At 64.4% G+C, this 20,424-nt stretch carries 24 protein-coding genes; 14 read left to right on the plus strand and 10 right to left on the minus strand.

What is annotated here, in order from left to right; translation table 11 throughout:
- Window positions 1–360 precede the first annotated feature (360 nt).
- Together NV348_RS35380 and NV348_RS35385 are read left to right on the plus strand one after the other, a co-directional pair.
- The gene (locus tag NV348_RS35380) at window positions 361–819 is read left to right on the plus strand and encodes a hypothetical protein (RefSeq protein ID WP_101466936.1); all 459 of its coding nucleotides are present in this window, start codon (window positions 361–363) and stop codon (window positions 817–819) included.
- A gap of 22 nt (window positions 820–841) precedes the next feature.
- Window positions 842–1,252 carry a hypothetical protein gene (locus NV348_RS35385; RefSeq protein WP_447150829.1) on the plus strand — a complete coding sequence of 137 codons (411 nt, stop codon included), beginning with the start codon at window positions 842–844 and terminating at the stop codon, window positions 1,250–1,252.
- Here the strand turns inward: NV348_RS35385 and NV348_RS35390 are convergent.
- The 3 genes from NV348_RS35390 to NV348_RS35400 form a co-directional block, all read right to left on the minus strand.
- Window positions 1,202–2,515, minus strand: a complete 1,314-nt coding sequence (locus tag NV348_RS35390; protein ID WP_062991534.1) for a lipase family protein — start codon at window positions 2,513–2,515, stop codon at window positions 1,202–1,204. The two genes, NV348_RS35385 and NV348_RS35390, sit on opposite strands and share 51 nt — an antisense overlap.
- 390 nt (window positions 2,516–2,905) lie before the next feature.
- The gene (locus NV348_RS35395; RefSeq protein ID WP_062991515.1) at window positions 2,906–4,027 is read right to left on the minus strand and encodes a PucR family transcriptional regulator; all 1,122 of its coding nucleotides are present in this window, start codon (window positions 4,025–4,027) and stop codon (window positions 2,906–2,908) included.
- A gap of 7 nt (window positions 4,028–4,034) precedes the next feature.
- Window positions 4,035–5,243 carry an esterase/lipase family protein gene (locus NV348_RS35400; protein WP_062991517.1) on the minus strand — a complete coding sequence of 403 codons (1,209 nt, stop codon included), beginning with the start codon at window positions 5,241–5,243 and terminating at the stop codon, window positions 4,035–4,037.
- Between the two features lie 217 nt (window positions 5,244–5,460).
- Here NV348_RS35400 and NV348_RS35405 point away from each other — a divergent pair, with 217 nt between their 5' ends.
- From NV348_RS35405 to NV348_RS35430, 6 genes are all read left to right on the plus strand, one after another.
- Complete coding sequence (locus NV348_RS35405) at window positions 5,461–6,741, plus strand: PucR family transcriptional regulator (RefSeq protein WP_447150830.1); 1,281 nt, start codon at window positions 5,461–5,463, stop codon at window positions 6,739–6,741.
- Window positions 6,742–7,156: 415 nt separating this feature from the next.
- On the plus strand, window positions 7,157–7,480 hold the full coding sequence (locus tag NV348_RS35410) for a hypothetical protein (RefSeq protein WP_357212926.1): 324 nt from the start codon (window positions 7,157–7,159) through the stop codon (window positions 7,478–7,480).
- Between the two features lie 417 nt (window positions 7,481–7,897).
- Window positions 7,898–8,407 (plus strand): hypothetical protein, encoded by a 510-nt coding sequence (locus NV348_RS35415; protein ID WP_447150831.1) that lies wholly within the window; start codon window positions 7,898–7,900, stop codon window positions 8,405–8,407.
- Window positions 8,408–8,471: 64 nt separating this feature from the next.
- Window positions 8,472–9,604 (plus strand): IS3 family transposase gene (locus tag NV348_RS35420; protein WP_447150832.1). Its coding sequence is split into 2 segments (ribosomal slippage): window positions 8,472–8,733 and window positions 8,733–9,604, totalling 1,134 coding nucleotides; the frame shifts between segments, so codons are not numbered across the junction.
- Window positions 9,605–9,660: 56 nt separating this feature from the next.
- Window positions 9,661–10,239 carry a hypothetical protein gene (locus NV348_RS35425; protein ID WP_447150833.1) on the plus strand — a complete coding sequence of 193 codons (579 nt, stop codon included), beginning with the start codon at window positions 9,661–9,663 and terminating at the stop codon, window positions 10,237–10,239.
- Window positions 10,236–10,472, plus strand: a complete 237-nt coding sequence (locus NV348_RS35430; RefSeq protein WP_357212921.1) for a hypothetical protein — start codon at window positions 10,236–10,238, stop codon at window positions 10,470–10,472. The genes NV348_RS35425 and NV348_RS35430 overlap by 4 nt, the downstream gene beginning before the upstream one ends.
- Window positions 10,473–10,661: 189 nt before the next feature.
- Here NV348_RS35430 and NV348_RS35435 read toward each other — a convergent pair whose 3' ends face one another.
- From NV348_RS35435 to NV348_RS35445, 3 genes are read right to left on the minus strand one after another with little or no spacing between them, the layout of a single operon-like run.
- Window positions 10,662–11,555, minus strand: coding sequence for a transposase (locus NV348_RS35435; protein ID WP_447150834.1), 894 nt, complete (start codon window positions 11,553–11,555; stop codon window positions 10,662–10,664).
- Between the two features lie 51 nt (window positions 11,556–11,606).
- Window positions 11,607–11,924: a transposase gene (locus NV348_RS35440; RefSeq protein ID WP_447150835.1), complete on the minus strand. Its 318-nt coding sequence runs from the start codon at window positions 11,922–11,924 to the stop codon at window positions 11,607–11,609.
- A gap of 20 nt (window positions 11,925–11,944) precedes the next feature.
- Window positions 11,945–12,421, minus strand: coding sequence for an ATP dependent DNA ligase (locus NV348_RS35445; RefSeq protein ID WP_447150836.1), 477 nt, complete (start codon window positions 12,419–12,421; stop codon window positions 11,945–11,947).
- A gap of 77 nt (window positions 12,422–12,498) precedes the next feature.
- On the opposite strand from NV348_RS35445, the gene NV348_RS35450 reads away from it, so the two are divergent.
- The 4 genes from NV348_RS35450 (at window position 12,499) to NV348_RS35465 (ending at window position 15,127) form a co-directional block, all read left to right on the plus strand.
- A complete protein-coding gene (locus NV348_RS35450) occupies window positions 12,499–12,657 on the plus strand; it encodes a DUF1508 domain-containing protein (protein WP_357212916.1) in 159 nt (52 codons plus the stop codon).
- A gap of 423 nt (window positions 12,658–13,080) precedes the next feature.
- Complete coding sequence (locus tag NV348_RS35455; protein ID WP_447150837.1) at window positions 13,081–13,242, plus strand: hypothetical protein; 162 nt, start codon at window positions 13,081–13,083, stop codon at window positions 13,240–13,242.
- Window positions 13,243–13,288: 46 nt separating this feature from the next.
- On the plus strand, window positions 13,289–14,086 hold the full coding sequence (locus tag NV348_RS35460) for a SigB/SigF/SigG family RNA polymerase sigma factor (protein ID WP_357212914.1): 798 nt from the start codon (window positions 13,289–13,291) through the stop codon (window positions 14,084–14,086).
- A gap of 852 nt (window positions 14,087–14,938) precedes the next feature.
- Window positions 14,939–15,127 carry a hypothetical protein gene (locus NV348_RS35465; RefSeq protein ID WP_143876131.1) on the plus strand — a complete coding sequence of 63 codons (189 nt, stop codon included), beginning with the start codon at window positions 14,939–14,941 and terminating at the stop codon, window positions 15,125–15,127.
- A gap of 129 nt (window positions 15,128–15,256) precedes the next feature.
- Here the strand turns inward: NV348_RS35465 and NV348_RS35470 are convergent, their stop codons facing one another.
- The 4 genes from NV348_RS35470 to NV348_RS35485 all read right to left on the minus strand — a co-directional run bounded on the left by NV348_RS35470 (window position 15,257) and on the right by NV348_RS35485 (window position 17,983).
- Complete coding sequence (locus NV348_RS35470) at window positions 15,257–16,480, minus strand: globin domain-containing protein (protein ID WP_396908654.1); 1,224 nt, start codon at window positions 16,478–16,480, stop codon at window positions 15,257–15,259.
- 1 nt (window position 16,481) lies between these two features.
- Window positions 16,482–16,955, minus strand: coding sequence for an RrF2 family transcriptional regulator (locus NV348_RS35475; RefSeq protein WP_062992132.1), 474 nt, complete (start codon window positions 16,953–16,955; stop codon window positions 16,482–16,484).
- Between the two features lie 208 nt (window positions 16,956–17,163).
- A complete protein-coding gene (locus NV348_RS35480) occupies window positions 17,164–17,664 on the minus strand; it encodes a GNAT family N-acetyltransferase (protein WP_357212907.1) in 501 nt (166 codons plus the stop codon).
- 94 nt (window positions 17,665–17,758) lie between these two features.
- Window positions 17,759–17,983, minus strand: a complete 225-nt coding sequence (locus NV348_RS35485) for a DUF2798 domain-containing protein (RefSeq protein ID WP_062992134.1) — start codon at window positions 17,981–17,983, stop codon at window positions 17,759–17,761.
- 420 nt (window positions 17,984–18,403) lie between these two features.
- Here NV348_RS35485 and NV348_RS35490 point away from each other — a divergent pair.
- Together NV348_RS35490 and NV348_RS35495 are read left to right on the plus strand one after the other, a co-directional pair.
- A protein-coding gene (locus NV348_RS35490) for an IS3 family transposase (RefSeq protein ID WP_447150838.1) occupies window positions 18,404–19,581 on the plus strand; the annotation gives its coding sequence in 2 pieces (ribosomal slippage) (window positions 18,404–18,688 and window positions 18,691–19,581; 1,176 coding nt in all).
- Window positions 19,582–19,660: 79 nt separating this feature from the next.
- Window positions 19,661–19,993, plus strand: coding sequence for a cupin domain-containing protein (locus NV348_RS35495; protein WP_062992136.1), 333 nt, complete (start codon window positions 19,661–19,663; stop codon window positions 19,991–19,993).
- The last annotated feature ends 431 nt before the right edge of the window (window positions 19,994–20,424 follow it).

Below are 20,424 nucleotides of genomic sequence, written 5' to 3' on the forward strand. Positions count from 1 at the left end.
GTCGTGGCCGCGCCGGTCGGGATCGACGACGAATCCGATGCCGTTGGTGAGCCGGAGCATGTCGCGGGGCCAAAAATGGTGTCGGGGGGATGACGCCCTTGACGCAGCCGATCAGGGGCAGCTCGCGGTCGAGGACATCCTGGGCGGTGGCGGGGCTGATGTTCCAGGTGGTCACGATCGCGTGGGCGCGCTCGGTCGGGCTCAGGCCGTCGGTGTTGAGGTGGTCGTATCCGACATAGGTGCTGAACGGGGTCGGCGGCAGGGTGGACAGGTCGTAGACAGGGGCATTGCGCACGGTGAGGGCGCCACAAGCTGCTCGCCGCCCGCGCCCACGAGCTGGGGCTCTCGGCGGCCGCGATCGTGCAGGCGACCGAATTCGGCCTCACCGACCTCGAACGCGACCCCGACCAGCGCACGGTGACGCTAACGATGCTCTCGCGCCTCCACGATCCGCTGGGCTTGAGCCTGGATGAGACGCTGCTGACCGATCGCGCCGCGAAAGGGCTCGCCGAACACGACCCGGACGCGGTCGACGACATCGACGCCGCCATGCACGCTCGAACTTTGCTCGCGGTGCTGGTCAGCCAGGACGGCATCGGCGTGGATGTCGTGCTCGCGGCGACACGATGGTCGCTCGCCGAGTTCGAGGCCGGCCTGACTTATCTGCGCGCGCAGCTCGATCGGACCGCGTCGCAGGTCCTGGCCACCGATGTCGTGCCGCATCTGGCGCTGCGCCCGGGTGTCCTGCCTGGCCCGCTACGGGTGGCCTTGGCGCGTCCGACCGCGATGCGGCGCGGCGCGGCGCGGCCTGGACGCTGACACCGCGATCCAGTTGCTGCGGTTGGTGCGCAAGGAGATTCTGCGCCCGGTCCCAGGTGGGCCGATACCGCTGCCCTCGGAGGTCAACGCCGACCGTGACGTCGACACCCGTCGGCTTCTCGATGCCGGAGTTGCGGTCGGGCGCGGCACCAAACCTGGCGACGAGCTCGCGCTCAGCTTCGACGACTACGACGGGATCAACGATCCCGAACAAGCCGCTGCGGGCCTGCGGATCCATCCCGATGTGATGTTCGGTCTCGGCCTGGCCGAGCGGCCCGCCCCGGCGTCGGCCCACACCAAAAATAGTTCCCGAAGATTCAGCCGAGCTGGTTCGCCCGATGGGCGGCCAACGAGTCCGCTAACCCGCCAGAGCGTGTCATTCCTACTTGTGACGTTGGGAAATGGGCCTGCTGCACAGCATCCGGACGAATAGTGCGGCGAATCGTAGGTGGGCCAGGACATCGGGTCCGCGCCAGGTGAGTGACCACACCGTCGTGGTGGTACTAGGTGGCAGAGTGTGGCCCTCGAATCGATCGGCCAGCCAAGCCATGGTCAACGGGGTGCCGAGGTAGAGCAGGGCCAGGTGCATACTCAGGCGGTCGCGGACGTAGTGCACATGTGCGCCGGCACGCCGGTATCGCTCGACGTGGCGGTCCACATCTTGGACGGCGATCAGTTCGTCGTTGACACCTTGAATGACCAGGACCGGCATCGAGGGCGCCTGCGCCCCGGGGCGGATGTCGTCGAGGACAGCGCGCATCTCGGGCAGGTCCAGCAGTTCGGCGAAGCTGGACTCGCTGTAGCGGTCGAGGTTCTTGCCCGCGAATCGCGACAACAATGCCAAGGTGGTGCGCGAGGCGGCGTCGGCGAGCAGGGTGTGGAATTCGGGTTTGGCGTGGTTGGCCAGTAGTTGCTCGAGTTCTGGGTAGGCGCGCTGCAATGCCGCGACGCAGACCGTGGAGAACCCTGACATCAGGGAGCCGTTGAGCCGGACGAAGGTGGCCCCGGGATCGCCGACGGGTGAGCCCGCGACCGCGCCGACGATATTGAGTTCTGGTGCGTAATCCGCGGCGACTTCTGCCGCCCACGCGGTCGCAAGCCCTCCGCCGGAATAGCCCCACAGGCCGACCTCGGTGGTGGGCGATAGGCTCAGTGGTTCGAAAGCCAGTGCCGCGCGGGCGGCGTCGAGGGCGCGATAGCCGGGTTCGCGCGCGACTCCGAAATGCCCGCCCATGCCTCCGTGATCGGGGATCGAAACCGCCCAGCCTCTGGCTAGGGCTTCGGCGATGACCGGTAACTCCAGTTGCGGAATCGCCCCCAGTGCTCGCGCGCCCCGGCGTAGGGCGTAGGAGGGGAAGCAGTTCGAGCTGACACCGTCGATCGCGCATTGAAACGACACCAGCGGGCGCGCGATGGCTTCGGCGTCGGCCGGAAGCAGCACCGTGGTGACTGCGACCTCGGGGGCACGGTGCAGATCACTGGTGCGGTAGAGCAGTTGCCAGGCCGACAACCGCTGAGGGATCAGACCGAACAAGGCGATCTCGGTGACGCGGGTGCGCAGGATCGTACCCGGCGGTCGGGTCGCGAAATCCGCGGGTGGGCAGTAGAACTCGTCGCTTTCCGGGCGGATCGCCCGGGCGGCGGGATTGTCGGTGAGCGTCGGGGGCGCAGCATCCGACACGCGGGGTGAGCTCATCCTGGTGGTCCTTTCGCGCGCCACGTTCTCCGGGCGCCGATATGGCAGAGGGGGTAGCCGGGCCGAACGGCCGCATGCACATCCCAAACCTAACGACAAGTGGTGGTGAAAAGAATTGTCTCCCAATACAATTCGATCGCTACTATATGTACCCGCAGAGCAGGGGTCCCGACGTCGGCGTTGAACTGGGCCCCTGCTTGTGGGGTCCGGTCAACGCCGACGGGCAGTGCTACCGCGCTGCAGGCCCGGCGTTCGGCCCTCCGGACGACTGATCGAGCAGGGCACGCGATCATGGGTTACATCCGTTGGCGGTCCGCGGGGCCGGTCCGTGACCTCGCCACCGGTTCCAAGGTCCAGCGCCGGACTATCTCCCTGTGGCGTGACCGGGCACTAGACGGCCGTGCTGGTGGGCTGGTCGACCGATTGGTAGTCGCGCACGATCAGCGCGGCTTGCAGAATCCAGATGAGCTTTGGATTGCGCGCGTTGAGTCCCACGAGCTCGTAGATCCGTCGGAGCCGGTAGTCGACGGTGTTCATGTGGATGTGAGTTTCGCGTGCGGTGAGCCTGCGGCTGAGGCCGTTGTTGATATGGACGCGCAGCGTGGCGATCAAGTCCGGGAACTCGGCCACCGGGTCGAGGAACACTTCGAGGCGATCCCGTCCCGGCCCCGGCCGAGTCAGTTGATACTCGATAGCGAGGTCTTCGATCTCGTACATGCCCGGCGGGTGATGCAGGCGTATCGCCACATCCAACAGTTCGTGTGCCTCCTCAGCGGCGCAGCGAACCTGGTCTCGGTCGACAGTCACCCCCACCACGGTGAGTGAGGTCCGTCCGACCATCTGGCGGATCTTGTCGATGGTGAAGGACTCCGGCACGAGAATCGTTGCGCCGAAACGGGATTCCAATCCCGGCATGGGCTGCCCGAATCGTGCCGACAGCATTTCTCGGAACTCGCGCGGTGATACCGCATCACGCCCGGACCGATCGGCGGCCACCGCGAGCACGGTGTAGCGCTCATCGAGTGGCGCACCGTGCTCACGAGTAGCTCTGGTCGTATAGCGGCCGCTGAGCAGCGTGTGGGCCACGTACCCACCGCGATCGTCGCTAGGCGGTGCGACCTCCATATAGATCGTCGACACCGTCGCGGTCACCGAGCTCAACGCGTCCATCAATCGATGGACTTCGTCGAAAGGCGCACCGCGGGCCTCGAGATCGTCGAGGTGTAGCCGGAACCCGGCGTGCACATGCTGCTGCACTGTTTCGATCGGTACACCGATGCTCGCCCAGCGTGCGGCGGCCGGACGAATACGCGAGATCCGGCGGCCGTGCTGTGTTGGCTCTGTGTCGGAGACCAGTGCCAGGCAGTCGGCGACGATGGCGCTGATCTCGTCGCGCAGAACGTTTCCTCGTCGGCTGCGACGGGGGATGGTTTCGAGGATCTTGTGTGCGATCCGGTCGGTCGCCGGCGCGAGTTGCGCCGGCGAGTCGACCTCGATATGAGCGGCGGTCATCGCGGACTCACAGTTTTCCGCTGCCACCGATCAACCACGGGTTGAACGAGCAGTTCAGGGCCGGGTGGTTGACGGGGTCGAGGGCGTTGAGAGCGATAGAGGCCGAGCGCGGTGAATACATCAGGGTCAGGTGATCGGACAGGTCCTGTTCGCACCCTTCCTGCAGCGTGATGTTACGGACCGTCGCGCCCTCACCCGCTTTGAGGAACGCAAGGTCATAGGGGTTGGTGACCTCGTCCCAGCGTGATGCCACCGCGGTGTAGTCGACACCAGGGACGGTGTCGCCCTTCGCGTTGAGCGTGGCGTAGAACGGGGACCCGACCGTTTGCTGGATGTTGGCAATTCCGATGATCGGTTCACCGAATCCGAGGACGTCGATGCCGAGGTTGTTGATCGCCCGACCGAGCGTCGCGATGCCCATCAGTGTGGTGCCGTGGTGGGTGGCACCGTAGGTGACCAGCTTGTCGACCTTGTCCGCGCCGCCTTCGAATTTCAGGTAGTGGTTCGCGACGGTGCCGCCTTGGGAGTGGCCCACGATGTCGACCTTGTCCGCACCGGTCGTCGTGCGTACCCGGTCGATGAAGTCAGCGACCTGGACAGAGGACTTCTCGATGGGTCCGACGCCGTAGCGGCCGGGCAGAATGGCGCCGACACCGCCGCCCTCGATGAGACCCGAGCGTCCGAAGTTCAGGGCGAACACACAGAACCCGGCTCGCGCGAGTTGCGGTGAGAGGTAGCTGAAGGTGTCGAAGGCGTTGAGCCAGGTGCCGTGCAACAGCACCACCGGGCGAGGATGAGCAGCGCTGGGCTTGCAATCCCAGTTGTTCGCGCCCGCGGGGGCGACATCGGGGCTGACCAGCCCGTAGGCGAAGGCGGCGAGCGGGGCGGTCAGTTCCGGGCCCTGACCGGTAGGCGCTGCGGCCGTGCTGTGTCCATACCCGGAACTGCTGCCCGAGGCGCTCCCGGACGCGCTGCCTGATCCACTGCCCGAACTACCGGAACCGCTGCCCGAGCTACCGCCCGAGTCGACGATCGCCTGAGGTTGTCTGCCGTCCGGCGAAGGCTTGAGCCCCTCGCTGATCGCGTCGGCCAGAGACTGCAAGTCCGCGGTGGGCGCGGGCTCTGCGATGGCGGGTGTGGCTGCGAGTCCGTGCCCGACGGCGACTCCCACGATGAGCGCGGCGGCCACAACGGACCGGCGCATGTGCTGCTTCATTGCAAGCATTTCCAACAATTCCTATCTGATCGACCGCGCACCACCGATCCAAGTGACTCGGACCACAATCAAGTGACGCTGTGATGGACGTCGCTTCGTGGTGGCGGCAAGGAAAAGTCTGTACCGATCGGTATGGGCCGTCACTGCACTGACGTCCAGAGTCGAGAGACCTGACCTTGTAGTCGACGCCAAAGTCTGAGTAGCCAGCGGTGCTCTGTTGTCCGATTGGCTGCCCTGGGGTCACAATCAACCCATGTCAGCCGCTAGACCGTCGACCACCGCAGATCCGCCCCTCGCCGCACGCATACTTACCAATTGGCCGAAGCTCGCTGAGGGGATGCTGGCTTTGGGTCTGGGTGCCACGACACCGGCAGCGGGCCTTCCGGACGACCACTTTTCCGGCGAAGTGCTGCCCGCCATTTATGCCTGCGGGCGGGCGATGTTGTTCGCTCTCGGTGAGAACCGCGACCTCACCCGAGCCGAGGTCGAGACCTTTGTCGCCCCGGTCGCGGAGCGTCACGCGGAGGACCGCTTTCCGCTGTCGATCCTCATCGAAGCCATCCACGGATCCGCCCAGGCGGTGTTGGCCGCGGCCGCCGCGCTCGCACAACCAACAGAGATCAATGAGCTGGTCGCGATCTCCTCACGCGCGCTTGTCCTGCTGATGCACATCAATGTCGTCGTGACAGAGTCCTACAACGATGTCGAGCACTCGATCTATAACGCCGAGAGAGCCGCTCGCCGAGAGCTGTGCCTGGCGCTGCTTCGTGGTCAGCCCACCGATGAACTTGCTGCTCGCGCCGCGACGCCGGTGACCGATCAGTACACCGTTCTCGCGATCCAGACAGTGCCCGATGACCAACCCGGCCCGACAGCGGATCTGTTGGCACGGCGACGGATGAGGATCCTGCATCGGGCGCTGGAAACGCTCACCAACGGAACCGGGTTGGTCACGTTCGACGGCGCCAACGGGATCGCGCTGTTGCCAGAGGACGCCGACCCGAACAGCACCGCGGCACTGCACGCTGCGATGGCGGCAGATCTCGCCGAGCAGTTCGGCAAGCCGGTCTTCCTCGCCAACCGGGTCACCGTCGCGCGAGCTGACCTGCCCGGCGCGGCAGAAGAAGTCGCTGAGCTCGCGACTCTCGCCCGTCTTCTCGGACGACCCACGGGCCTGTATCGGATCCAAGATCTACTACTCGAATACCAACTCACCCGCCCTGGCCCATCACGCGACCAACTCGCCGGACTCATCGCTCCTCTGCTCAGCGCCCCCCATCTGCTCGAAGCGCTGGAGGCGCATCTGCGTTTCGGGGTCGACCGAAAATCGGCCTCGAAATACCTGCATGTGCACCCCAACACCTTCACCTACCGGCTGAGCCGAATCGGTGAACTCACCGGGATGAGTCCGACAGACCCGAACGAATCACGCATTCTGGCGGCGTCACTGACGATCCACCACATGTACCCGCCGCCGGTCGTCGCCGCGACCCAGTAACGACCGATCGCGGCGTCCCGCTCTCGATAGCTGCGGTGATCCAGGCTCGTCATGAGTGTCAGCAAACCGCTTCTGATCAGGCGGTGTCGCCGCGTGAATCGGTGGCCGCTGCTGTGAAGCGTGCGCAGCGGAAAGCCATTCTTCTGGAAGGACTTTCTGCCCTAGTTGCCTACCGGTAACTGTGATGGGGTTTTTCTCGTGAATGCTCCGTCCCCGTAAAATGTGAGGTGCGCCGATGACCGTTGTTCCGTCAGCTAATTCTGTTTGCCCTGCGAACGAGTGCGCTGTCGAAGGCCGGAAACCGAAGACTGCGAGCCGATCCTGCGCGCAGCAAAGCCGGGGAAGTAGATGCGTAAACTCCTGCTGCCCAGATGATTCCGGTGATCGGGGCCCAGCCGATCACCGATCCGGAGCTGTGACCGCTTCTGCTTCGGGAAAGACTTCGCGCAGCGAGTTCTACATCATCGCCCGCCTCGATCTCGATGACAGCGCGGTCGATGTCTACAGCAGAATCTTCGACGCCCCGGGCAACGGTCGGCACGCGGGCGAGTGGTCGCGGTCGTGGTCTTTGCCGGTGCGGCCAGGTACCGCAGCTGATCTGGAACGGCTCGATCACTTGCTGGCCGGCGCCGGATATCGGCGCTCCAGTGGCTGGCGCAAACGGATCACCGCCAGTGGCGCCGTGCGCTACTTCGCCGATGCGACCGCTTCGTCCTACGCCGGCATACGGACTCGATAGCTCGCCGCATCAGCACCATCCCCGATTGTGCGATCTCGCCGCTTGTTCATGCTGCAGCAGCGCATGGTGCAGCGCAGAGGCACTGCCGGGCAAATACATCAAACGAACGTAACTGAGCGTCGATTTGGAACCGTTGACTCTCCGACGTCGGCGAGTCGCTACTGACACGAGGTGACGAATCGGCACTGACATTTTCAGGGACGTGACCCGCGATGACATCGCAGGTCTGAGTGAAGGCAGGCGGTTGTGACGCACGTTCGATGTATTCCTCGAGCGGCCTGGTGCTGACCAGTGTCGAGACGCCGGACGCGACAACATGCGCGGCGGAGGGATCGTGAGCTGGTTCTATACGAAGAACCGAGTCCACGATGGCGAGACCTTCTACGTGAAGGGCCTGTAACCGAGAAGGAGTAGACGATGAGCGAAACCGGGACCGTCCAGGTCGATCACCACCAGTTCCTGCTGTCCACCATCGACGCCGATCCCACCGACGCCACTGCAGAAGGAACCCTAATCTGGACCGGTCCCGGATTCGTCTGCGTGCTGACGGGCATCGCCAATGGCCCGGCCACCCTGATCCTCGACTGCACCGCCGATACCGAACTCCGATTCGACGATTGGGAAGCAATCGAGGAAACCGTCATCGAGACCGATTCACCGCTGCAGGTGATGAGTCTCGACGGTGACCTCACCGAACACTTCCTCGCCATCGCGGCGGGCCGTTACCGCGTGCGGGTCCACGCTCGCGGCCGTGACACCCACTTCGATCTCGGTGTCACTGAACCTACCGAGACCTACCTGATCCAGCTAACCACCACAACCAGCCAGTTTGCCGGAATCACCCGGCTGCACAAGATCGACGATGCCCACACCGTCGCCGTGACCGCGCCGACGACCAAACAGCGCCCACTGACTGGATCCCTTTGAGCAGGTCCAGTGGTTGTGAGAGTTCTGATGCACCAGAATGGGTGCAGGAGGACGAGAACACACCATGGCACGACGACACACCCCCGAGCAGGTCATCCGGAAGCTCCGCGAAGGCGAGAAGCTGATCGGGCAGGGCTTCTCGATCGAAGAGGTCTGTAAACACCTCGAGATCTCCGACGCCTCCTGGCACCGCTGGCAAGCCCAATACGGCGGCATGAAGTCCGACGACGCGAAACGGCTCAAAGAGCTCGAACGCGAGAACGCGCGGCTGAAGAAGATGGTCGCCGAGCAAGCCCTCGATATCGACATGCTCAAGGAAGTGAACCGGGGAAACTTCTGAGCCCGGACCGACGCCGCAGAGCCGTCGTGTTTCTGCAACAACGGTTTCGGGTGTCACAGCGACGCGCGTGCGCGGTCGTGGGGCAACCCCGATCAGTGCAACGCCGACCACCCACGATCACTGAGCTCGACCGGGCTTTACGGGCGCGGTTACGCGAGATCTCGGCCAAGCACCCGCGGTGGGGATGGCGCAAAGCCCACGCACTTTGCCGCGGCGAGGGCATGGTCACCAACCACAAACGGACCCAACGGCTTTGGCGCGAGGAAGGTCTGAAACGACCATTCCGGGTCCGGAAGAAACGGCGGATCGGGGCAGGCCGCAATCAACGGTTGCGGGCAACCGCACCTGATCAGATGTGGGCGTTGGATTTCCAGGTTGATGTCACCGTCGACGGGCGCCAGGTCCGGTTCCTCAACATCGTCGATGAGTTCACGCGGGAAGCGTTGGCTACCAGAGCATTTCGGTCGTGCACGTCGGATCAGTTGGTCGGGGTGCTCGATGAGATCATCGCGGACACAGGTGGCGGGCCAGTCCATATCCGGATGGACAACGGCACGGAGATGACCGCGCACGCGATGCGGGATTGGTGCCGGTTCACCGGTGTCGACGCGTCGTTCATCGATCCGGGATCGCCGTGGCAGAACGGGATCTGCGAGTCGTTCAACGGGCGTTTCCGCGACGAGTTCTTGTCGTGCGAGGTGTTTCATTCGTTGACCGAGGTCCGTGTTCTTGCCGAGGACTGGCGGATCGAGTACAACAGTTACCGACCCCACGGGTCGTTGGGCTTTCTCAGCCCGGAAGCGTTCCGTGAGCAGTGGTCACCGACCGAGTTTCAGCAGCAGCTACAACTCGCATAGCCGGTGGACCCACCGACGGGGCCCAGTCACCACAGATCGACGCCGAGCACATCTACTTGCTCAACGAGGGCAAGACCTACGCGAAGGTGGATCGGTTCGGGCCTGAGGCCTATGCCTTCTACGCTCGCAGAGAAGCTTTCGGGGGTCGCCAACCGACCGGGCTCGCGCTGCTCGACCTCAGTGTGAAGGGCGCGGCGTCGATGATCGCCTACCTGGATCGTGACCTGGTCGACGAAGTCCTCGCTCTGTCTGGCCCCGTCCAGCAGGTGCTGATCCGGTGGTGTGCCCGACAAGCCTTCGAACGGGCAGGTCTGACCGCGATCCCTGACTTTCGTACTGTGCTGGACGCTCTCGTTGCCGGTGCGACAGCGCCGCCGGACTTCGCCAACGCCTCGCTGCTCGGGCAACGTCTCGACACCGACCCGCAGATCAAGCTGACTGTGGTTCCCGGCTTCGAAGGGATCGGTGATCTGATTCCGCAGTTCAGCGCGATCGGTGTCTACATGTATGCGGCTGTTCCCGCCATCGAGCCATGGCAGACACTGACAGCACTGCACTCTGCGCTGTGCACCTTCGGGCGGGACTACCCTGAGCTGATCGCCCGTACCCGCCGAGAGTTTCTCGCCCCGATGTGACGCGGCGCAGCTGTCTGTCCGTTCAGCGCGACGACACGGGCCGGATCTATCGCTACAAGGTCGTCGGCCTCGTGTTCAAGGCGAAAGAGATCACCGCGGGGTTCGGGCAACATGGATCGGCGGCGCGCCTGCCGCGCGGGCCATCCGCGTTCTCGAACAGCTCCAACCAGCTGGAGTCGAATATCTTTTCGCCGCAACAGAATTCACCGGCGGATACAGGCCTGCCTCCCTGACCAAGAACCCCGAGAATACGCGCTACGGACGATTACGACGAACGACCACCTCAACTCCCTCGTTACCTGGATCAACGGATACTGCGCCACCCACCGTCGCGACAACTTCATCCCTACCGTCAACGGAACCGCCTGGCGGATCACCACATCATCGCCGAGTCAACGGTCAACGGTCAGTCTTGTCCCGCGTCAAGTAGTTGGCAGGTTTTCGGTCTCTGGAAAGTTGGGGATCAATGGGTCGACCAGGCCGCGATGGACCTCGGCCGGCCGGTTCCAGGCGATGGCCTCGTGCGGACGGACGGTGTTGTACTCGACCCGGTAGGCGTCGGCGTGCTTCACCAGGTCCAGCACGTCGTCGATTTCCTCGCAGAACAGTCGCTCGTACTTCAGTGACCCGAAGCCGCGCTCACGCGAGCCGTTCTGGCCCGGCGACCTGACACGAGTGCGGACGTGCCGCAGCTCGGGGTGAGCGGCGATGAACGCCTCGAACCGGAACGACCGGAACGGACCACCGTTGTCGGTCACGATCGTTAACACCGGAATGATGTTGCCGTCGCCGTCACGGGCTGCCGTCGCGGCCAGCGGGCGGCCGAACGCCTGCTCGTAGTCGGCCAGCGCGAGCTCGATCGCGGTGATCGCATCATGCTGGTTCGCCGTCGGTGACACATGCCACGGGTGCTCGTACTTCGACCAGTAGTCCGGGCATCCGGCGATCCGCCACGTCCCGCCGGTGGTGGTCTCGAACTCGCTGAAGTCCAACTGCCACACCTGATTCGGGCCGGTCGGCTCGAACGCGAACGCAGCCTTGCGCCGAGCTGCGAGCTGGCGGCGCTCACGCTGATACGCCGCCGACAGCAGCAGGCCCTCATCACGTAAGCACCGCAGCACCGTCGCCTGCGACACCTGGTGACCGTCGTAGCGGCACATCGCCCACACCTTGCGGTGTCCCCACGCCGGATGCGCCAACGCGTGCCGACGCACCGCCTCGCGAGCGTTCTCGCGGGCCGGCCGGGGCCACGGCCCGATCACCGGGGCACCGGTGCGGGCGCGGGCCTGCCGACGGCGCCAGGTCCGTTCGGGCACACCGACCACCGCGCAGAACCTCGTGGTCGCCCGTGCCCGCCTCGACGCGGATCACCTCGAGGTCCTCGAAGGGCCCAACCGGCCCTCCGCGGACTTCTTCCACACCCGCGCGGCCAGGTGCGCTTCTCCCAAAGCCTGTGTCAGATCTGCGATCTCGGCCTCGAGCTGCTGCTCACGCGTGGAGGATCCAGACTTGCCCGCGGTCAGACCGGCGCGGCCGGCTTCGAGGAACTGGCGTTTCCAGTTGCCCACCGACTGCTCGGACACCTTCGCTCGCCGGGCCGCTTCGGCCACGGTGAGCTCACCGGCAAGGACCGACAACACGATCCTTGCCTTCTCCTCGGCCGGAACAGCCGATGGTTTAGCCATGATTCAGACTCTCTCACTGGTCAAACCCGCAAACAACGGGCTCTGCCACAAAGTCTGACGCGCGACAGTCTCAAACCCCATCCAAATCTGGGATGGCGTAGCAGTCCGTCGCCGCTGATCTCGCGGTACTCGATGTCGACGAAGACCAGTTCGAACCACCACGCGGTCCGCGCGACCGACGTCGGCGGCGGGTCATCGAGCGGACTGGTCTCGCGGCGCACCCTGTCCAGCGCGGCGCGGATACGCCGCGAAGAAGCCGGTCCCGACCCCGCCAATACAGCGCAGACGCCCGCCGGGGTGTGGGCGGTGAGGACGAGGCGGCCGAAGGTCGTGGTGTTGGCGCCGTTGCCGGGGACCGCGCCGACGATGACGGCCTCGGTTGTGAGACTCGAGACCACTTTCGTCCAGGCCGAGGAGCGGCGGCCGGGTTGGTAGATCGAGTCGCCGTGTTTGCATACGGGTTTGGCCAGCATCGTTGCTGGCACGGCAAGACCCACAAAATCAGCCTAATCCGGGCTCGGAGCCGTTCCGCTCGGGCGACGGATACTCGGCGCGGGCGCCGCCCACTGGACCGGTGCGGGCTTATTCTGCGCTGGTAGGCGCGTTTTCCTTGGATGAAGCGAGGCCCGGTCATGGCAGGAAAGTTCGAGCTCTTCGACGACCCGCGGGCAAGTTCCGGTGGCGGCTCAAAGCGGGCAACGGTGAGATCACCGCCCAGTCGCAGGCCTATTAGTCCAAGGAATCGGCGAAGAAGGACATCTCCTCGGTGCAGACCAATGCTCCTGGCGCGACCCTCGTCGACCTCACAGGCACGGCGAAATTGCCGTCGGGCGGTGAACGGTGCGGATACTCACCTCGGCCCGTCGATGCTCAGACAGCTCGCCCGGCGAGAAAGCAAGGGGCCGGCGCGTTCGCGGTGGTCAAGCGGAACTCCGAAGGCATACCGGTGGCTAAGGCGGTACTCGAAATGGGTCACGGCCGCTGTCTCGGGCCAGACCGAAACTGACCTCTTCCCATCAGGCAGGTGTTTCAACCCTGAAGTCCGAGAACTGTCGCCGGATCAACATCATCGACCATTTCCGGTTTATTCGTCTCCACAACGGTGAACCCTTCACTCATGACCAACTCACGTAATCGGGCACCGAGTACGCCGAGCATGGATCTGACCAGCACCACCATCATGTTGGCGACCTGTGTGTTCTTTCTGTTGGGTATGACCGCCCTGACCGAGTCGCTGACCTTTGCCTTCTTCGGCGCCGTCAGCCTGGGCGCGGCGATGACGATGTCCTCCAAAATGCTGGGCCTCAACGGCCTCTAACTCACCTCCCCCCGTTGAGCATTACGAACGCCAGGAGCTGAACCGCATGCCCACCACCGCCACCCTCCCCACCTACGAAAACCCCGAACCCTTGTTCGTACACCTGGCGCTGACCGACCCGCGCAGCCCCGAACACGACGCGCTGCGCGAGGAGATCATCGAGATCTGCCTGCCGCTGGCCCAGAACATCGCCCGCAAGTACGCCGGCCGCGGCGAGATCTTCGACGACCTGCTCCAAACCGCGCGCCTCGGCGTAGTCATGGCAGTCGACCGCTACGACGTGAGTACCGGATCACCGTTTTTGGGTTTCGCGGTCCCCACCATCATGGGCGAAGTACGCAGACACTTCCGCGACCACATCTGGCCCTTGCACGTGCCGCGCCGCGAGAAGGAGCTCCAGGGCAAAGTCAGGGTGATGACCGACGAGTTGACCCGACGCCTGCACCGCTCCCCCACCGCTCAAGAACTCGCCACCGAACTCGATGTTCCGGTCACCGATATCACCCGCACCCTGGTGGCGGCCAACGCGTTCCAGACACGCAGCCTCGACACCCCCGCCCGCGAGACCGACGGCGATCCCAGCATGACGATCGCCGAGACCTTCGGCGACGAGGACCCCCGCTTCCAGCTGGCCGAAGACACGATCACCGTCGCACCCTTGTTGGCACAGTTGTCGTCCGAGGATCAACAGCTGTTGATCTGGCGGTTTTACGACACACTCACCCAAGGCGAGATCGCCCAACACCTCGGCATCTCCCAGATGAGCGTGTCACGCAAACTCACCAGACTGCTGGGTGATCTGCGTGCGCAGACCACCGATGACCACCTCAGGGTCGCGGCCTGAACTCTGACCTTCGCCTGCAGCTGTCTTCCACTTCGCAGTCGTCCGCCCCGCTTGTGTCGGCCGGGAGCTGTCTGATCGTTGGTTGCCAGCAGTCCGCGGGCTCGCGAGCCTCGAATATCGGATGATTCGGCATCGCTGCGAATATCGGGTCGCTCCCGTTCGCGGTCCGGGAGAAGCCAGCCCGCTCTTCAATCGGTACCGGGCCGCGACCGGAATAAATGCCCGGTTCACGCCGGTGCCTGATGGATGGGGCGGTGGGGCGGGCGGGACAGCTTTCGATTCTCCAGGAAGTTCATAGCCTGCTTTGCCCCCACATCGACCTCGCATCCGCAGCCGACCTTTCAATGTGTCGGCCGCCAGCCTCGTCGCCAGGGTGCCGGGAAGTGTTGCAGCGCAGTCGAGCCGAACGAAGCCGCCCCTGAATTCGTTCAGACAGGTGCGGGTCGTTGCGCGCTACTTGAACGCCGCAGCTTCGCCCGTGCTTGAACCGCAACCGACGAGAATCGCGGAAGCGAACGCTACGCCCTCAATCGGGCCCCGACACGGCCGAGGAGATCAACCCGACGACCGCGGCCATGGTCATTCTTCCACCACAAGCGTTCAAGGCGACGAACAACAAACTCATGACGGACCCCTCCCGAAGGTGTTGCGCGATCTGCTGCCCGTTCATCCTGGTCTCTCCGGGGTGCGGATGGGTCAATGGCTCACAGTTGCGCAACATTTCGCAACATTCTTCTGTCGCGGTCGCCCCCACTCCTAGCGTTATGGCCACGCCGCACGACGCCGATCCGACGAGCAGTCACCGGCGCCGTGGGCGCTCACTTCACCGCCCTCGAGGAGACCGCACAGCCGATGAACGACACAACCCGCCGCGTACCCGCCGAGTTGACCGAGCGGGCCAAGCGCCGTTCGATGGCGATCAGGTGGTCCGACGAACCGCCCACCGGGTGGGAGCTTTACAACCCGTTCCGGGTTGTGTGCTTCGGCACTTTGGGCAATGTGGCCGACTGGCTGACCGCGGCCGAGAGCACCCACCGATGATGACTGCCGGCTAAGTCGAGCGATCCAATCAAGCATCGTCTCCGGACACGGGTCCGGCGGATTCTGTCCGAATGTCCGAGGCCGGGCTACCCGCTCTGCCGCCCCTTGTCGGTCGTGCGGATGGGCGGCTCACACGGTGGCAGTCGCCCAGCTGTCGGGACCGAAGACCTCGTAATGGATGTTCTCGGGTGCCACGTCCTTGGCGAGCAGCACCTCACGCATGCCGAGCATGAACGGCAGAGGACCGCACAGGTAGGCCCGGGTGCCGGGTGCGATGGTGATCTCACCGAGGTCGGCGCGGCCCTGCCGGAGGCCGTCTTCGGGGCGGCGGGCGCCGAGGTCCTCGTACCAGCGGTGCATGACCGCGAACGGCAGGCGTTCTACCAGTTCGGTGAGTTCGGCACGGTGAGCGTGGTTGCTGGGTGAGCGGTCGGCGTGCAGCACCGAGACCGGACGCGAGTCATTGGTTTCGGCGAGGTGGCTGAGCATTCCCATCATCGGCGTGCAGCCGATACCGGCCGAGATCAGCAGCAACGGCGCGTCATCGTCGTGAAGTACCAGGTCACCGAACGGCGTGGTGACGTTCAGCAGGTCTCCTTCGAAAACATTGTGGAACAGGAAGTTCGACACTTCGCCAGCCGGGACAACCGACCCGTTCGCCAGAATCCGGGCGTCGACGCGCTTGACGGTAATGCGCCAGTCATCGTGCGAGGGTGCAGAGGACAGACTGTACTGACGGATCTGCCGCGCGCCATCCTCGAGATGGACACCGACCGACAGATATTGTCCCGGGGCAAAGGATGGCAGGGGTGTGCCGTCTGCCGAGGCAAGCACGAAAGAGACCGTGTCGGCCGACTCGTGGCGGCGGTCGCGAACACGCACCTGGCGCCAGACATCGCCTACCGCGACACCTGCAGCCTGGTAGAGCCCGGTTTCCATCGAGATCAGTGTCTGCGCCATCAGCCAGTACACCTCGTCCCAGGCAGCAGCGACCTCGGGGGTGACGGCGTCACCGAGCACCTCGGCGATGGCTTCGAACAGGTGCGTGTGCACGATCGCGTACTGTGCGGGCTCGATTCCCAGCGACGCGTGCTTGTTGGCAATTCTCGACAGGATCAGATCGACACGGGGCCGATCGGGCTCCAATTGAAGAGCCGCAAAGGCGGCGACGGCTCCGGCGAGCGCTTTCTGCTGGTTGCCTTGCTTCTGGTTTCCGCGGTTGAACAGGTCGCGTTCGAGTTCGGGGTGGGCAGCGAACATCCTGCGGTAGAACAGCGTTGTGATGTCTTCGATGGCGGCACCGACTACGGGCAGGGTCGCGCGGATTATCTCGGTCGCAGTGGGCGAGAGCATGTCATTTTCCGATCGTTGAAGAAATGCGGGTGACTGCGCCGACCGGCTGGGGCAGGGCGAGCAGGATGGTTCCGGTGGGCGCCCGGGTGAGGTCCGCGATGGTGAGAGGGTCCAGTGACTCGAAGAAGGCTTCCTGGGCGTGGCGCAACGCCGAGCGCAGCAGGCAACCCGCCCGCAGCGGGCACGGATTGGCGCCGTCGCATTCGACCACTTCCGCGTCACCTTCGAGGCGGCGCGCGAGCCATCCCACCGAGGCGGTGTGCCCGAGTTCGGTGATGGCCAGGCCACCTCCACGTCCGCGTCGTGCATCGACGATGCCGAGTTCGGAGAGTCGGGTGATCACTTTCGTCGCATGTGCGTAGGACACCGACAGTTCGTCGGCGATGCTTCGGCTTCCGGGGCGTTCACCGTCGGCGGCCACGGCGAGCCGCATGACGATCCGCAGTCCGAGGTCGGTGAAGCGGGTGAGCTGCATGACCAGACCGTACTTTAATTCGCAAATAGGATACTAATTTTGTGACGGGTGTTACGCGCGGCTGGATGTGCGCACAGGTCAGGCGATTCGACGTGGCTGCCGCCGTCAACGCCTGATCAGCGTTAGCGCCGATGAGCGCTGGCCTAGGTTGGTCGGTGCCCATCGTCGCGCGTGGACCACCTCAGTGGCCGACGCCGTCACACCCCGCTCACCCCGTCGGCTGCCAGGTGTACTCGTATTCGGGGACAGTGAATCCCGCCTCGAATGTGACGGTGCCGGAACCGGTTCGGTGCCAGCCCCTACTCTCGTAGAACTTGATGGCGGGTGTGTTCGCAGTAAGGACCTCCAGGTAGACCGGGCGGTCGGGGTAGGTAGCGGCCGACCAGCTCAGGCCCGACTCGATGAGGCCGGTGCCGATACCGACGCCGTGCGCATCGGGGTGTGCGTGGAGGTTGTCGAGTAGGACTCTGCCATTTTCGGTCGGACGGAAATAGGCGAACCCGACGACGGTTGAGTCTTCCTCGGCAACGAACACACCCGCCGTGACCGGCTCGGACAACAGCATGCGCCACCGGGTGGCGTGATCCGCGTCGACCGGGCCGTCGAGGTACTCGTCAGGAAAGATGCCCGCGTAGGCGATGCGCCAACTGGCGGTATGGAGAGCGGCGATGGCCGCAGCGTCGGCGGAGCCACCTGTGCGAATCAGCATGCGGTCGAGCATGGTCGAGGATCGCCGGGTTTGTCACACGGATAATTTCCGGGCGAGTGCTCGCCGCCATGGGTAGGTGACGGCCACTCGACGTTCATGGACGTGCTGGTCGGACCAGTAGCGCCGTGGGTCGGCGGACGATCGGCAGAACGAGTAGCGGGATAGGGAACGCGATCGGCCAGGAGCGCAGCCACAGGACGGCGTTCACGCTGTCGCTCATGAGGGTGCTGATCAGCGAGACCAGACAGGTCATGAGCAGCGAAAGCCGCAGTGGCAGAACCACACCGGCGGCGCGGGCGCGAAGCTTGAAGGAAGACATCGTTGCTCCGTAAACGGTCATCAGGCAACGGCTCCACCGGGAAGTGGGCCGGAGCGTTGATTGACGTGAACGCTGACGGCATGTGAGATCGCGATCTCGATGTTAAACACAGGCCAACGGCGAGCACATGGTCAACTCGTTCCTGCGGCCCCAGCGTGTGGGCTTCTGCGCGCCGGAGATGGATGCCGCACCCTCTGCCTGGTGCCGATAGCTTGATGCAAACAAGAACATGACCTGGTGCTCGTTCAGCCCCGCGCGAGGAGTCACAACGTTGCACAGCTCGGAGACGCTGGGCTAGAGCTGGACTCGGTAGCGTGGTGGCGGAACCTCGAAGCTTTCGGCTGCAGGTGATGGGACTGCTGCACGGATAGGTGACATCTGAACTGTGGTGCCGACAGGCACTGCTGGAAGGATGTAACCGTGCCCAAGCCCTACCCCAAAGAGTTCCGCGACGACGTCGTGCGCGTAGCCCGCAACCGAGGACCCGGCCAACAGCTCAAGCAGATCGCCGCCGACTTCGGGATCAGCGAGTCGTGTCTGGCCGGTTGGCTTAAGGCCGCCGACGTCGAAGACGGGACCAGACCCGGAACGACCGCGACCGAGAACGCCGAACTCATCCAGGCCCGGAAACGGATCAAGCTCCTCGAGCAGGAAAACGAAGTCCTGCGCCGAGCCGCGGCCTATCTCTCGCAGGCGAACCTGCCGGGAAAATGATGTACCCGCTCGTTCGTGAGCTGGCCGCTGACGGGATCCCCGTCGCGGTGACGTGCCGGGTCCTGAAAATCGCGCGCCAACCGTATTACCGGTGGCTCGCTGACCCGATCACAGCCGCCGAACTCGACGAGGCCTACCGAGCCGACGCGTTGTTCGATGCTCACCGCGACGACCCCGAGTTCGGATACCGGTTCCTTGCCGACGAGGCCGCCGACGCCGGCCAGGCGATGGCCTCACGGACCGCGTGGCGGATCTGCTCGACCAACAAATGGTGGAGCAGTTTCGGTAAAAAACGCGGCTCCAAGAATGGCCGGTCAGGGCCACCAGTTCATGACGATCTCGTCGCACGAAACTTCACCGCTGATGCACCAAACATGTTGTGGCTCACCGATATTACCGAACACCACACCGGTGAAGGCAAGTTGTATCTGTGCGCGATCAAGGACGTGTTCTCGAACCGGATCGTGGGCTACTCGATCGACTCGCGAATGAAGGCCCGCCTCGCTGTCGATGCACTTGGCTCAGCGGTGGCCAGGCGTGGCGCGGCCAGTGACCACGTCGCTGGTTGTGTCGTTCACAGCGATCGTGGGTCGCAATTTCGATCGCGAAAGTTCGTGCGGGCCTTGAACAAACACGCGATCGTCGGATCGATGGGCCGGGTCGGCGCGTGCGGGGACAACGCCGCGATGGAGTCATTCTTCGCGTTGCTGCAAAAGAATGTTCTCGATCGTCGGCCATGGGCAACTCGTGAGGAGTTGCGGATCGCGATCGTGACCTGGATCGAGCGGACCTACCACCGTCGTCGACGTCAGACTCGGCTCGGCAAATTGACCCCCATCGAATACGAGACCATCATGACCCCAGCAGCCCTTCGGGCTGCCTGACCGCTGTCACCGGATCGTGCAGCAGTCCCGATCTCCGGCGATGACGGTGAGCTGAAGATCCACGAGAAAGGAATGCACGATGGAGAAGATGTCCTTGACAGCCTTGGCGCGCGAGCAACTCGAGCTTGCCGGCACCGCATCGAGTGGTCGAAGCGCGCGCACGATCTACGGCGGTCATGAGCACGTTCTGCGCCAAACCTTGATCGCATTGGCGGCGGGACAACGTCTCGACGAGCACGAAAACCCGGGCGAGGCAACTGTTCACGTCCTACACGGACGGGTCCGGCTCACCGCAGGCCAGAACAGCTGGGAAGGTCGGTCTGGAGACCTGCTGACCGTGCCTAACATGCGGCATTCGCTGGAAGCCCTCGACGATGCGGCAGTGTTGCTGACCGTCGCGAAGCTGGGCTAGGGGCCAAACACATCCTCTGTGGACGAGCTCCGCGATATTCGGCGTGGATGATGTTGGGCACGTGCGCGGTCGGACTCCGATCCGACGGACCAGCTCCTGGGTGTCCCACTGCCCGACATCAAGTTCAGTTCCTCACGGGACTCGACCTCGGGACGGGGACGGGGACGGGTTGCGCCGGCAGTTGCCGATCTGCCCTCGACACCACCCCGGCTCGTCGGCGTCCTTGATGCTTGGACGCAGTAGAACGGATCATCAATGCGGTGGTGGCCGCGGAATGAAATCCAACGCGCGGATTCGGCCCCAGCCCTGTTCAACCCAAGCGCCTTGCCCCCGCAGTTGTCAATTTGTCGTAGCGGACGTTGCCCTGCGACCCCGCCGCCGAGGACGGTGAACACGTGAAGGTAGCGAGCAGGGATCAACCTTGGCGGCCC

The sequence above is a fragment of the Nocardia fodinahabitans genome (genome assembly GCF_052983615.1).

Coding starts and splice junctions, on each gene's coding strand:
- NV348_RS35390 (WP_062991534.1), bottom strand. CDS start 2,515: ATGAGCTCACCCCGCGTGTCGGATGCTGCGCCCCCGACGCTCACCGAC.
- NV348_RS35395 (WP_062991515.1), bottom strand. CDS start 4,027: ATGACCGCCGCTCATATCGAGGTCGACTCGCCGGCGCAACTCGCGCCG.
- NV348_RS35400 (WP_062991517.1), bottom strand. CDS start 5,243: ATGAAGCAGCACATGCGCCGGTCCGTTGTGGCCGCCGCGCTCATCGTG.
- NV348_RS35415 (WP_447150831.1), top strand. CDS start 7,898: ATGAGCGAAACCGGGACCGTCCAGGTCGATCACCACCAGTTCCTGCTG.
- NV348_RS35440 (WP_447150835.1), bottom strand. CDS start 11,924: ATGGCTAAACCATCGGCTGTTCCGGCCGAGGAGAAGGCAAGGATCGTG.
- NV348_RS35455 (WP_447150837.1), top strand. CDS start 13,081: ATGGATCTGACCAGCACCACCATCATGTTGGCGACCTGTGTGTTCTTT.
- NV348_RS35460 (WP_357212914.1), top strand. CDS start 13,289: ATGCCCACCACCGCCACCCTCCCCACCTACGAAAACCCCGAACCCTTG.
- NV348_RS35465 (WP_143876131.1), top strand. CDS start 14,939: ATGAACGACACAACCCGCCGCGTACCCGCCGAGTTGACCGAGCGGGCC.
- NV348_RS35470 (WP_396908654.1), bottom strand. CDS start 16,480: ATGCTCTCGCCCACTGCGACCGAGATAATCCGCGCGACCCTGCCCGTA.
- NV348_RS35475 (WP_062992132.1), bottom strand. CDS start 16,955: ATGCAGCTCACCCGCTTCACCGACCTCGGACTGCGGATCGTCATGCGG.
- NV348_RS35480 (WP_357212907.1), bottom strand. CDS start 17,664: ATGCTGATTCGCACAGGTGGCTCCGCCGACGCTGCGGCCATCGCCGCT.
- NV348_RS35485 (WP_062992134.1), bottom strand. CDS start 17,983: ATGTCTTCCTTCAAGCTTCGCGCCCGCGCCGCCGGTGTGGTTCTGCCA.
- NV348_RS35495 (WP_062992136.1), top strand. CDS start 19,661: ATGGAGAAGATGTCCTTGACAGCCTTGGCGCGCGAGCAACTCGAGCTT.